This is a genomic window from Pedobacter sp. (assembly GCF_045628745.1).
In the GTDB taxonomy this organism is placed as follows: Bacteria; Bacteroidota; Bacteroidia; order Sphingobacteriales; family Sphingobacteriaceae; genus Pedobacter.
The window spans coordinates 1-12,710 of the sequence record NZ_JAZQPU010000105.1 but is presented as its reverse complement, the minus strand read 5'-3'; the positions used below and the strand labels follow the sequence as shown (position 1 = coordinate 12,710).

12 protein-coding genes are annotated in these 12,710 nt (G+C 39.8%); 7 read left to right on the top strand and 5 right to left on the bottom strand.

Going from position 1 to position 12,710, the window contains the following annotated elements:
- Together ACR2F7_RS04580 and ACR2F7_RS04575 are read left to right on the top strand one after the other, a co-directional pair.
- Positions 1–639 (top strand): sensor histidine kinase (locus ACR2F7_RS04580; RefSeq protein WP_432712413.1); only part of this gene is annotated, 639 nt, incomplete at its 5' end.
- Positions 636–1,385 carry a LytR/AlgR family response regulator transcription factor gene (locus tag ACR2F7_RS04575; protein WP_432712412.1) on the top strand — a complete coding sequence of 250 codons (750 nt, stop codon included), beginning with the start codon at positions 636–638 and terminating at the stop codon, positions 1,383–1,385. The genes ACR2F7_RS04580 and ACR2F7_RS04575, both read left to right, overlap by 4 nt.
- Here the strand turns inward: ACR2F7_RS04575 and ACR2F7_RS04570 are convergent.
- From ACR2F7_RS04570 to ACR2F7_RS04555, 4 genes are read right to left on the bottom strand one after another with little or no spacing between them, the layout of a single operon-like run.
- The gene (locus ACR2F7_RS04570; RefSeq protein ID WP_432712411.1) at positions 1,382–2,125 is read right to left on the bottom strand and encodes a lysophospholipid acyltransferase family protein; all 744 of its coding nucleotides are present in this window, start codon (positions 2,123–2,125) and stop codon (positions 1,382–1,384) included. The two genes, ACR2F7_RS04575 and ACR2F7_RS04570, sit on opposite strands and share 4 nt — an antisense overlap.
- A gap of 31 nt (positions 2,126–2,156) precedes the next feature.
- Positions 2,157–2,711 carry an NUDIX domain-containing protein gene (locus tag ACR2F7_RS04565; RefSeq protein ID WP_432712410.1) on the bottom strand — a complete coding sequence of 185 codons (555 nt, stop codon included), beginning with the start codon at positions 2,709–2,711 and terminating at the stop codon, positions 2,157–2,159.
- A gap of 16 nt (positions 2,712–2,727) precedes the next feature.
- A complete protein-coding gene (locus tag ACR2F7_RS04560; RefSeq protein WP_432712409.1) occupies positions 2,728–5,118 on the bottom strand; it encodes an outer membrane beta-barrel protein in 2,391 nt (796 codons plus the stop codon).
- Positions 5,119–5,164: 46 nt separating this feature from the next.
- Entirely contained in the window at positions 5,165–7,660 is a 2,496-nt protein-coding gene (locus tag ACR2F7_RS04555) for a TonB-dependent receptor domain-containing protein (protein ID WP_432712408.1), read from the bottom strand.
- 97 nt (positions 7,661–7,757) lie between these two features.
- On the opposite strand from ACR2F7_RS04555, the gene ACR2F7_RS04550 reads away from it, so the two are divergent.
- Positions 7,758–8,357, top strand: coding sequence for a thioredoxin family protein (locus ACR2F7_RS04550; protein ID WP_432712407.1), 600 nt, complete (start codon positions 7,758–7,760; stop codon positions 8,355–8,357).
- Here the strand turns inward: ACR2F7_RS04550 and ACR2F7_RS04545 are convergent.
- Positions 8,354–8,635 (bottom strand): ATP-dependent Clp protease adaptor ClpS, encoded by a 282-nt coding sequence (locus tag ACR2F7_RS04545; protein WP_432712406.1) that lies wholly within the window; start codon positions 8,633–8,635, stop codon positions 8,354–8,356. The two genes, ACR2F7_RS04550 and ACR2F7_RS04545, sit on opposite strands and share 4 nt — an antisense overlap.
- Before the next feature lie 320 nt (positions 8,636–8,955).
- On the opposite strand from ACR2F7_RS04545, the gene ACR2F7_RS04540 reads away from it, so the two are divergent.
- The 4 genes from ACR2F7_RS04540 to ACR2F7_RS04525 form a co-directional block, all read left to right on the top strand.
- On the top strand, positions 8,956–10,188 hold the full coding sequence (locus ACR2F7_RS04540) for a cation:proton antiporter (RefSeq protein ID WP_432712405.1): 1,233 nt from the start codon (positions 8,956–8,958) through the stop codon (positions 10,186–10,188).
- A 97-nt stretch (positions 10,189–10,285) separates the two neighbouring features.
- Positions 10,286–10,951, top strand: a complete 666-nt coding sequence (locus ACR2F7_RS04535) for a hypothetical protein (protein WP_432712404.1) — start codon at positions 10,286–10,288, stop codon at positions 10,949–10,951.
- Positions 10,948–11,964 (top strand): sensor histidine kinase, encoded by a 1,017-nt coding sequence (locus ACR2F7_RS04530; protein ID WP_432712403.1) that lies wholly within the window; start codon positions 10,948–10,950, stop codon positions 11,962–11,964. The genes ACR2F7_RS04535 and ACR2F7_RS04530 overlap by 4 nt, the downstream gene beginning before the upstream one ends.
- The coding region (locus ACR2F7_RS04525; RefSeq protein WP_432712402.1) for a LytR/AlgR family response regulator transcription factor at positions 11,939–12,710 on the top strand (772 nt) is incomplete at its 3' end. The genes ACR2F7_RS04530 and ACR2F7_RS04525, both read left to right, overlap by 26 nt.

Sequence of the window (12,710 nt, the reverse complement as noted above, 5' to 3'; positions counted from 1 at the left end):
AGCGCGCTGATTAAGTTTGCCGTAGACTGGTTTGGCAATGAGAGGGTTCAACGCCAGCTGGAGAGTGAAAAAAAGGACATGGAACTTCAGTTTTTAAAGTCGCAGCTCAACCCTCATTTTCTCTTCAATTCTTTAAACAACATCTATTCTCTGGCCTACCAGAAATCTGATAAGACGGCAGATGCGGTGTTAAAACTTTCTGAAATTATGCGTTATATGATTTATGAAAGTAACGATAGCTGGGTATCGCTGAGCAAGGAACTTGACTATGTAAAAAGCTTTATTGAGCTGCAGAAGTTGCGTTTTAAGGATGGTGCGGCTGTGGAGCTCCAGGTGAGTGGTGAAATTGATGACCAGCCTATTATACCTTTAATATTGATTGCTTTTGTAGAGAATGCTTTTAAACATGGGGTGGCAAATGACCCTACAGATCCTATAAGAATAAACCTGATTGCCAACCAAAAGATACTGCATTTTAGTATTACAAATAAAAAGAATAATTTTAATAAAGATGAAGTGGGGGGTGTGGGCTTGAACAATGTGGAGCGCCGGTTACAGTTATTGTATCCTGAAAGGTACCGGTTAAATATTGTCAATACAGCCACACATTATACCAGTGAATTAATGCTTGACATATGATGAAATTGAAATGTATAGCTGTGGATGATGAGCCACTAGCATTGGATATTTTAGAAGACTATATTTCTAAAGTTCCTTTTTTAGAACTGGTAAAGCGTACAGAAAATGCCATCGAAGCTTTACAGCTGGTGCAGGCGGGAGGCATAGACCTGGTATTTCTTGATGTGCAGATGCCCGAGCTTACCGGCATACAGTTTTTGAAGATTGCATCTGGCAAATCAAATTATATCCTGACTACTGCTTATTCTCAATATGCATTGGAAAGTTATGACCTTAATGTTTCTGATTATTTGCTAAAACCCATTGCCTTTGACCGTTTTTATAAGGCTGTAGAAAAGGTACATAACCTGCTTCAGAAATCAGTGGCCGTAGCGGCGCCAGCGCCTGCACCTGTTACCAATCTTGTAGCCCCGGCACCAGTGCCTGTGCAGGATTTTATCTTTGTGAAAACAGAACATAAAATTCAAAAGATAGAACTGGATGACATCCTTTATATTGAAGGCTTAAAAGATTACATTTCTATTTTCACTAAAAATGAGCGCATCATTACGTTGCAGAACATGAAGAAAATGGAAGAAACATTGCCTTCCTTACAATTTATAAGGGTGCATAAATCTTATATCATCTCGGTAGATAAGATTGAAAGTATTGAACGGAGTCGCATTACTATTTCCAACAAAATCATTCCCATCGGAGATACTTACCGGGAAGATTTTTTTAAGCGCATCGACAATAAAAATATTTAAAGCGGAAGCGGCTGCTGCAGTTTCTCGCGGATGGCCATTTCTGCAGCCAGTGTAATTTCATCCAGCGATTTGCCTTCTGTAGCTACAGGAGGCAATACAGTCCATTTAAGACTTTCTCCTGTACTCAACGGAAAACTGCCATATTGCACCACTTTCCAGGAGTTCTCGATAGCAATGGGCACTACCAATGCATTAGGGTTAATTTTTAGCAGGGTGGCTATACCGCCAACATGGAATCTTTTCATCATACCATCTTTAGCACGGGTACCTTCAGCAAATATCATGGCCGACCAGTTGTTTTCATGCATCCTGCGTCCCAGTTTAATAATTTCTCCAATGGATTGTTTGCGGTCTTTGCGGTTTATATTTGCACCACCACCATATTTAAGGTTGAAGGAAATTGAAGGAATCCCTTTGGTGAGCTCAATTTTAGAGATAAATTTAACATGGTGTTTCCTTAAAAACCAGATCAGGCCAGGGATATCATACATGCTCTGGTGGTTGGCAATAAATATAATAGGGCGGTCAACAGGCAAATGTTGCTCATTGATGAAGGTTATGGAGTTCCCTAAGGCAAACTGGCAATAGGTAAGGAAAAAGTTCAGTGCATCTACAGATTTTTTATGTGCACGGTAACTTACTTTATAACACAGCCATTGGATGGGCTGGAAGATGATGAGGATTAAAAGGAAAAAGAGGTAGAAAACAGGGCTTAACAGGTATCCAATAAGTTTTTTCATTCAGTATATCATTTGTTTTTAAACGGCCATGTTAGAGTTGCCCTTGTGCCAGTAATATTTTGGTTTTTAGAATGGCAGCCACACTCATGCTGTCTGTGATTTCGCCGGTCATGACCATGTTAAAAGCCTCCTCAAAAGGAAGTTTTCTGATGGTCAGCTGCTCCGTTTCTTCAGGTTCAGCTTCGCCCATGGTTAATTCCTGTGCAATATAGATAATAGCAAGTTCATTGCTTACAGAATTTGATAAATGCATGCGTTGAATTTCCTTCCATTGTTGGGCAACAATGCCTGTTTCTTCCATTAATTCGCGCTTGGCGCTGTCTAAAGGTTCATGGTGTAAAGGGCCGCCGCCTTCGGGAATTTCCCAGCTATAGGCGTTTAAAGGGAAACGAAACTGACCGACAAGCCAGGTGTTGTAATGCTCATCTAAGGGTAAAATGCCTATAGCAAGATTTTTAAAATGTACTTCACCGTAAATCCCCTTGCCACCAGAAGGATTGATGACCTGGTGCTCTGTAACACCGATCCAGTTGTTTTCATATATCTTACGACTTTCTAAAGTGGTCCAGGGGTTATTTTCATCCATGGTGCAAGATACAAAATTAAGGGGTTTGCCTTAAGGCCTTGTTTAATTTTGTAAGCCTGTAATTAACACTTAAGGTAAAGTTATTGGTGTTGCTGGTAGAATAGCTGTTTAACCTGAAATTGCTTCCTTCGTTAAAAAGGCTGTTGTTTTTTCTACCAAAAGGGTCACTGCCACTTATCCTTACATTTAACTTGTTTTGGAAGAACATTTTCCGTGCCGCCAAACTGGTGTTTACAGAGCCTTTTGTACGGCCCTGGGCATTGATGTTATTGGCATAGTTGAGGTTAGATTCGAAAGCTGTTTTATAGGGCAGCTGCATGCTGAAACCCAGCGCACCTCTTAAACTGATCCCATCCCGGTTTAAAGAGCTGTTCAGCGTGGAGGTATATTTACTTTGAATGACACTCATATTGGCATTGGTAGAGATTTTTTTGTTAGGCCGGTAATTACCAATCAAAATAAGGGCGAGGGAGTGGTTAGACCCCACGTTATCAAAGGTAGTTTCAGATATGCCATTCGAAACCGTACGGTATCTTTCAATAACGCCTTTACTGGTGGAGTAAGACAGGCGTGGTGTAAAAGACCATTTGGTTTCGAACATGCCGAAGCTTAAATCCATTTGATGGGTATAGGCAGGGTTTAATGCTGCATTTCCATAACTGATATTTAAAGGATCAGTATTGTTGACCTGTGGGTTCAATGCGTTTTCCCGTGGCCTGTTGATCCGCACACTGTAGGTGGCACCAAGGTTATATTTCTTTTTGAAAAAACGGTTGAAAGAGATATTAGGGAAAACACTCAGGTAAGGTTTTAAGGGATAGGCACTGCCGGTAGATAATTCAAAGTTGACTTTGGTTAACTCAGAACGTACACCTGTTTTAATGCCCCAGCCGTTCTTCTTATAATTGTAAGTGGCGTAACCTGCAACGATATGCTCCTGGTATAGAAACTGGTTAGTTAACTTTTCATTTACCTCAAATTCATCTGTACTGAAGTTATAGTTCTGCACCAGTAAATCGTTGTCGTTTTCTCTATAATTGTAGCTCATGCCCAATTCTAGTCGGTCTCTTTTTTGAAATACAGCTTTATCGTAATCAAGGTTGAAATTGATGCTCTGGTTAGCGGCCTGGTTATCGTTTTCCTGCATCGTCGGACTGGCATAATCGGGGAATGTGTACTTCCTGTCGAGGCTGCTGAAACTACTGTTTGCATTTTTACTATAGGTTACACCTGCTGTCAATTTCTGACCCGTACTGTCAATTTTGAGGTCATAATCAGCATTAAAAACAAAGTTATGGCTATCGCCCTCATTGCTGTTTTGCTGATCACGAATCCGGGTAAGGTTTTTTTTGTCGTTCAGGTAGTTTAAGGTATTTCCTGAATTCCCATTGCTGGTATTGAGGTTAAAGTTAGTGGACAGGCGTAAGTTTTGTTTGCTGTTGATGTCCCAATCTAAACCTGAGCGAAAGTTGCCACCTCGGTTTTTACTTTTGCTATTGCCAAACTGGTCGTAATAATAAGTGGTGTCTGGAGAGAAGTTTTCCCTTAAGGAGGAGTTTGTTCTGGTGGCATTACTCTGCCTGATGGAGGCACTGCCATTGATGCCATATTTCTTTGCCCTATACGACGCATTGGTGTTGGCATTTACATTTCCCTGCACGCCTGTAGTAAGACCTGCATTTCCGTTAAAACCTATCTTAAAACCTTTTTTCATGACAATGTTGATGATCCCTTCGCCATCAGCAGAATAACGTGCAGGTGGATTGGTCATCACTTCTATCTTTTCAATGGCATCAGAAGGCAAAACATTGAGCAGATCTGCAATATTGGAGGTCATAAAATCTGATGGTTTACCATCTATGAAGATCCGGGTTGTTCTTTTGCCCGCTATGGTGGCATTACCCTCAATATCCACTTGTACCATGGGCACGTTTTTAAGTAGATCTGTGGCGGTGCTGCCTTCAGCGAGTAAGGACTGACTCACATTGTAGGTAATCATATCGGCACCAAATTCTACGACAGGTTTTTCTGCAGTGATGGTGACTTCAGCCAAAGAATTTTGATCACCACTCATTTTTAAAATACCGAGGTCCTTTTCGCCACCCTTTTCTCCAATAACAATGGCATTGACAAACAAGGAGGTCATGCCGATATAGCTGACCTTAATTTTATAGGTGCCAGGTTTTAAAGCATGGAAGGTGAAGTTACCATTTTCATCTGTGGGGATGGTGTAAATAGGCTGGGTATTTTCCTCTCCAAGGTAGAGAGAAACCAAGGCCGAGGGGATGGGTAAGACATCTACCTGATCTATGACCTTGCCAGTAATGCTGCCCGTTGCAGCAGACCAGGCTTTTGCAGGGAATAAAAGAATAAAAAAGAGGCTTAAATAAAGTAGTTGTTTATTCAATGGAGCGTTAATAAAAAACCGCAACTTTCGTTGCGGTTTTGGGTGATTAAAATGAGCCTTCGTCAGGGCCTTGTTGATCCTGCTGTTCTTTTTTAGGTTTTTTAGCTTTGAAAGTCGTATTTCCAAAACGGTATGAATAAGTAAGGTTAGCATTAGGCCCTTGCATATATCTTCTGAAATCCATCGACGTATCAACAGTTGTTGAAGTCATGCTCCAGTTTCTTGTATTGAAAACGTTTCTCACATTCAAACTAAGTGATGATTTTTTATTAGGGAAATCATACTTTGCACCCGCATCTACGCCATACATCGCATTTCTTTTTCCCTGTGCCATAACCTGTGCTGCCCTGTAGTCTCCTTTGATTTGTAAAGTAATGCCATAAGGAAGGGTAATGTTATTGGTGACGTTAGCATCCCAGCTGAAACCCGAATTTTCTTCTATACCATATTCAGGCACGGCTTGAATATTACGTTGAAACAAATTGACATTGGCAGTAAAATTCCATGCTTTTAACACATCTATTTTTCCTATCAGTTCCAGACCTGTTGATCTTTCTCTGGTTAAGTTTTGTGGTGTAGTGATGTTGATACCCACGCCAAGTTCATCAGCTGATGTTCTGATTCTTTGGATCACGTCGTTAGTTTGACGGAAATATACACTGGAAATAAAAGTTACTTTAGGCCAGTATTTATTATAACTGAACTCATAAGCATGCACATCTTCTGGTTTAAGGTTTGGATTACCCTGGCGATAGTTTGGATTGTCGGATATATCAAGGAAGGGGTTAGTATCCCATCCTCTAGGTCTGTTAACCCTTCTGCTGTAACTCAGTTGAACCTGTTGTTCGTCTTTGAACTTTTGGGTTAAGAAAACGCTAGGGTATAACCTGGTATAAGCCACTTTTCCTGGCGTATAAGCAACACCATTACCTGCACTGTAAGCACCAGATTCGGTATTTAAAGTAGCATCTTCTGCCCTTAAGCCAAACTGGTAACCGAAGTTATTAATTTGATTCTGGTAGTTGGCATAAATAGCATGTACCTGGTCCTTGCTGTTGAAATCGTTAGAAACCTGGTAATCCATTTCATAAGCACCAGTGGTGGTGTTCAGTTTTTCTGCAATGGTATTATTGTCAGCATAACGAATCTGGCTGCGGTAACCTGCTTCAAACTTTCCTGTTTTACCAATAGGCAAAGTATAATCTGCCTGGATGTTATAGTTCTTGTCATCGCCGATACCATTATTGTTATTCACTTTTAAAGGTAAAGTTACATCAGCACCATTTTGGTTAAAGATTTCAGTATTATACTGTTGGAAGTTGTCGTTACTGCCCTTCGCATAACCAAAGTTGAAAGTTAATTCCGTTCTTGGTTTACTGAATTTATGTACATAATCAAGGTTTAAATCAAAGCTGTTACCACTTCTTTTGTCAGCATTAACCCTGTTGCTGCGTTCAATAGTCGTCAACTGACTGTTTAAGGAGTTGAAGTTTTGAAATTCTGACCTGTCATTCTCCCTGATGTTAAAACCTCCGGAAAAGCTGATCACGTCTTTATCGGTAAGAGAATAATCGATACCTGCTTTCACATTATGTCCCTTGTCAGAACCTTCGGAATCAGAGTTTTGATTGGCCAGGAAAATTGGCGATGTAGGTCTTAAGTAACTGGTATTGCTGTAGCCATCACTTAAGCGCTTGCCTGTGCGGAAACCATAATTACCATAAAGGTTTACTTTGTTATTTTGAAAACTTATGCTGGTATTGGCATTATAGGTGTCGTAATTACCTGCTGTTAAAGCAACATTACCATTGAGGCCTAGCTTTTTATTTTTCTTTAACACAATGTTGATGATACCCGACTGGCCTTCGGCATCGTATTTTGCAGATGGGTTGGTGATCACTTCAACACTTTCAATGGAACTTGCAGGAATAGATTGCAGAATTTGAGCCACATTACCACCTGCAATTAAAGAAGGTTTGCCATCAATCAAAATTCTTACACCATCAGATCCTCTTAAGCTTACATTACCCTCCATATCGGTTTGAACGGTAGGTACGTTTTGTAAAAGGTCTGAAGCTGAACCACCTTCACTGATTAAACTTTGATCTACGGAGAATACTTTTTTATCGATACCCAGTTGCATGGTGCTTTTCTGAGCCGTAATTTGCACTTCCTTCAGCACGGTGCCCTTGGCAGGGTTCATTTTGATGGTACCCAGGTTAATTTCTTTTTGAGTGCTGATAGATAGGGAATCCCTCACCATGGTTTGGTAGCCAACATAACTTATTTTAAAAGTAAAAACGCCCGCGGGAATGCCCGTAAGCCTTAAATTGCCGTTTACATCAGTTTGTGCAACTTTAACTATTGCTTTTGTTTTTCTGTTGAGTATACTTGCGGTAGCAAATGGTACAGTCTGGTTACTTTGTGCATCGATAATCTTTGCCACAATGGTTGCCTGCTCCGCTACTTGCGCCCGTAAATTTAACGTTAGGGTAGAAATGATTAGGGTAAATAATAAAACTTTGTAAACATGCTTCTTCATCAATCTTCTTCTTTTTTTATATTGGTTTGTTTCTTAAGACAAATTAACGGCTAGGAAGTTTAATATTAATGGAGTAACTACTTTATTACAACAGAAAATGATCGAATACAACACTATTTTTGAAGAAAGCGGACTAACCTACACTTTATATAGGGAATTAATAGACCAAAAGCTGAGCGAAGGCAAGACTACAGGCACCGACCATGCTGATGCCATGTTACATTATACTAAAATGAATGTGCAGCGCATGAGTAGGTTGGATAAGACTATTCCTTTGAATGCAGAGTTTTTAGAAGTGTTGACTCACGTAAAAGGCATATACCGTTTGCTGGTGATCACTGAGGGCTGGTGTGGTGATGCTGCACAGCTTGTGCCTTTGTTTAATAAAATAGTTTTAGCCGCTCCCGCTCATTTTGACTTACGTCTTGTGCTTAGAGATGAGCATTTAAACTTGATAGATGCCCACCTCACCAACTTAGGACGTGCAATTCCTATTCTATTGATTGTCAATGAAAAGGGTGAAGTGGTGAATAAATGGGGACCCAGACCAGCATTGCTAAGTCCTTTGTTGGCAGATTGGAAAAAGGAAAGTGACGACATGATGGTTACCGCAGAAAAGCTGCACAGCTGGTATGCGAAGGATAAAACCCTCACTACACAGAAAGAACTGACGGCAATATTTAGGGCTTTAGCTTAGTCTACTGATACAGTTAATCCTTCTTGTTTAAGGATCTTGCGGTAAATTTCCATTTCTGTGTAGGAACCTTCCAATACGGCACATTTTCCTTTGGTATGCACTTCCCAGGCAATTTTCTCTGCCTGCGACTCGCTATAATCCAGATATTTCATCATACAATATATCACATGGTCAAAAGTATTCACATCATCGTTCCATAAAATTAAACGGTTGGTCGTTTTAATCGAGGCCAGGATTTCCGCGAGTGTAAATGTTTCTTCTTTTGTTTCTGTTGACATGGTACAAAAATAAGTTAATTTAAAAATATTGTTGTACCTAAAATAATATTTTACGTCAATTGATTAAAGGAATGTGATATTTGTGAGCATACAAACGTTAACAGAACAGCTGTAACATCTTATTGAGCCCTTCTGGAAAGTGCAAGCACAAGATCCGGCTTGATCATTTTATACTGTTAATCTTCTGCTAATTGCATAATTTTAATGTAAACCTCTGGGGCCCTCCATTCGAAGGGCAAGATATTCAATTTATTATTTCTATATATATCCCTAAATGAGAGTTGTTATCTTTGTAACTTCCATCAACAGTACAAGCATCAATGAATTTATTTACCGTCATCACCACTTTATTTGCCGTAAGCTCTATTTTTAGTTATATCAATGCGCGTTGGATAAAATTACCAGGGGTGATAGGTGTGATGTTGCTCGCCATAGGATCGGCTATGATTACTGTATTTGCCGGTAAAATGGTACCGCAGTTTACACAGCTCATTACTGAGCTGACTGCCTCTATAGATTTCTCTACTACACTATTAGATATTTTACTCGGCTTTTTACTTTTTGCCAGTGCATTGCATTTTGACGTTAAAAAATTAAGGTCCAACTTAAAGGGTGTTGTCATCATCAGTACGGTAGGGGTATTGTTATCAACCCTAATTTTTGGAACAATTTTTCATTATACGGCAGGATTGATTGGGATTGAAATTCCCTATATCTATTGCCTGGTTTTTGGCGCCCTGGTTTCGCCTACTGATGCTGTTGCCGTTGCTGCTTTATTGAAAAAAACCAAAATGCCATCTCGACTGGAAACCATTATCAATGGAGAATCGCTGTTTAACGATGGTATTGGCATTGTACTCTTTATTACTTTTGTTGGATTAGCGGCTACACCGGGAACAACCATTTCATGGTCGCATACTTCGTTGTTATTTGCACAGGAAGTTTTCGGTGGACTAGCCTTAGGAGTTGTATTAGGTTGGATTGCTTTTAAGATGATCAAGGGGATCCGCGATTTCCAAACTATTGTGATGATTTCTCTCACCCTGGTCATGATTATCTCTTTTGTAGGTAGCATATTGCATGTTTCTATCCCATTGGCCGTAGTAGCCGCTGGTTTATTGATAGGTAGTAATCCTTTTGGCAAGGAAGAAGATGCTAAACTTAACGAATACCTGGAACAGGTGTGGAAGCTATTTGACGAATTGTTAAATACCATTCTTTTTGTATTGATTGGCCTGCAAATGGTTTCTGTATCATTTCAAAGCAGCTACTTTATTGCAGGTGGAATAGCTATATTGATTTTACTTATTGCAAGGATGCTCAGCATTTTTCTGCCGGTAGTTTTGTTAAGACGCTCGTTAAGTATTCAGTATAACAGTATTTTAATACTCACCTGGGGTGGTCTTCGAGGTGGAATATCTGTGGCGCTGGCCTTGTCGCTGCAACCTTCGCCTTACCGTGAGCTGATTTTGACGGCTAGTTTCTGTATTGTTGTCTTTTCTATTATTGTACAGGGCTTAACACTCAATAAAGTAGTGAACAAATTGGTATAATTACCTTATTCAGCAGAATATTTCCCTGTTCGTCGGAAATTTGTTTCCTATGTACTGCTTTTGCCGTTGATTTGACCCGTCAATAAATCAGCAAATCATGGAAAATATACATCAGCTCAATATTGTTACCCATGTTATAGCGGGCACCATTGCACTCCTGGCAGGTTTAACGGCTGCGGTGGTAAAAAAGGGTGGAAAAAGGCATGTTCAATATGGAAGGTTCTTTATGTGGATCATGGTCGTAGTGATATTAACAGCGCTAATAGGGGTCTTTGTTTTTAAGCGCAACACCTTTCTGCTAGTCATTACCCTATTGAGTGGCTATACCTGTTTCAGTGGAATTCGCAGCATTAAACTGCGGGGACAAAAGCCTACGTTACTGGATGGCGTAATTCCAATTTTCGTGATGGCTTCGTCTATTTATTACCTTTATTATATCCATTCGCTGGGCTTATACTGGTCGCCGGTTATCACTTATTCCACTATTGGTGCTTTATTTTTGGTTACCTGTTATGATCTTTTAAAATTTCTGATGCCTGTTCATGTTCTTTTCAGAGCCATGATTTATGAACATATTTATAAAATGATGAGCGCATTGAGTGCCATCGCTTCTGCTTTTTCAGGCACTGTTTTTTCAAATTACAAACCCTATAGTCAATTTCTTCCATCGGTAATGGGGCTCATTTTTATTATTGTTACCTTCATCTATTACAGCAAGAAAAACATATTCCGTAAAACTAACCTAGTTTCTAAAAGCAGATGAAAACCATTGTAAAAACTTTATTGATTTGCATCCTCATTGGCTTTGCCTTCGGTCTCTACTTATTCTTTAATTATGACAACAGACCGCAGCGGATATTCATTTCCGTTTTGTCTAGCGTAAGCATCGGTTCTTTGATGATGCTGGTGATCAATTACAGGTACTATTTCATCGGGATCACGAATTTTCAAAGTTTAAAAACGGTGATCATGATGGTGCTATTAGTGGCGGCCGCTTTATTGGGTTCTGAGCTTACTTTTTTGTTGCAGGCAATGATTTTGCCGGGTCAACATTATCAGCTCTTCAACGGTGGCAGCATTTATGTGTTAAACTGCCTGATTGTGCTGGTTACAGGCATCCCTATTTATGTCAGTGAGGAGTGGAAAAATATACTTGAATCTAGGATATCCAGTCAGCAGTACCGCGTATTACAATTAGAACAACAGCAAACGCTGATTGAGCTAGAGCTTTTAAGGGCTAAAGTTAACCCACATTTTTTGTATAATGTGCACAATACCATAGCTGGATTGATCTCTAAAGATCCTCAAAAAGCAGAAGAAATGGTGATACTTTTATCAAAGTTCTTCCGCTTTACCCTAAATAAAAACAGCGCTACTTTTCATCCCTTAAGTGAGGAGCTGGCCATTGTTAAAACTTACCTTGAACTGCAACAAATCCGTTATCAAAAGCGGATGAGGTATAGTATTATGGCAGATCAGGAAATATTGAACTTGCAGGTTCCTTCATTTGTATTGCAGCCCCTTGTTGAAAATGCAGTGATCCATGGTATAGAAAAAACTATGGCGAGTGGCTTGATAAAGGTCGGGATTACAGTGGATGAACAGCATTTAATCATGACCATTTCAGATACAGGGCCACCCTTTCTAATGGAAGCAGGTTCTGGAAATGGCCTGCAGATGGTGATGAATAAACTCACGCTTTTATATGAAACACGGTATACTATAGAATTTAACAATAGTTCAGAGAAACATGTCAGAATTACCCTTCCACGATAAAATAAGAACACTGCTGGTTGATGATGAAGAGATGGCCATCCACAGGTTAAAAAAGGTGCTTGCTGCTTACCCGGAGATTGAGATTATTGCTGCGGTTAACGATGGACGGTCGGCTGTGGAATTGATCAATACTTCGCGTCCTGATCTTGTTTTTCTGGATATTCAAATGCCTGAATTTAATGGTTTCGACGTGCTTGCTAATTTGCAGTATATGCCCATGATTGTCTTTGTTACCGCTTATGAAGAATATGCGGTGAAGGCCTTTGAGCAAAACTCGCTGGATTATTTACTTAAACCTCTAGTGGGCGAAAGGCTTGAAATGACCATGAAAAGGGTGATGGAAAAACAAATGGGAGGCTCGTCAATGTTGCAAAAAATAAAGGCCTTAATTGATCATCAGCCGGTAAAAGAGCCTATAAGCACCATACCTGTGAAAGCAGGAAATAAGATCAACTTAATCAGAGTGGCTGATATCTGCTTTTTTGAAGCCACAGATAAATATGTGGTTATCCATACTAAAGAAGAGGAGAAGTTAATTGAGTTTTCTTTGACTTATTTACAGGACCGCCTCCCTGATCAGTTTGTTAGAATCCACCGTAGCTTTATCATTAATAAAATGATGATTCTGGAGATCCATAAATATTTTAAGGGCACGTTTCTTATGCTGATGAATGATGTGCAACAAACGAAAATAAAAAGTGCTTACGCTTATAAGGATGCTATAAAGAACAAACTGTTGCTTCCAT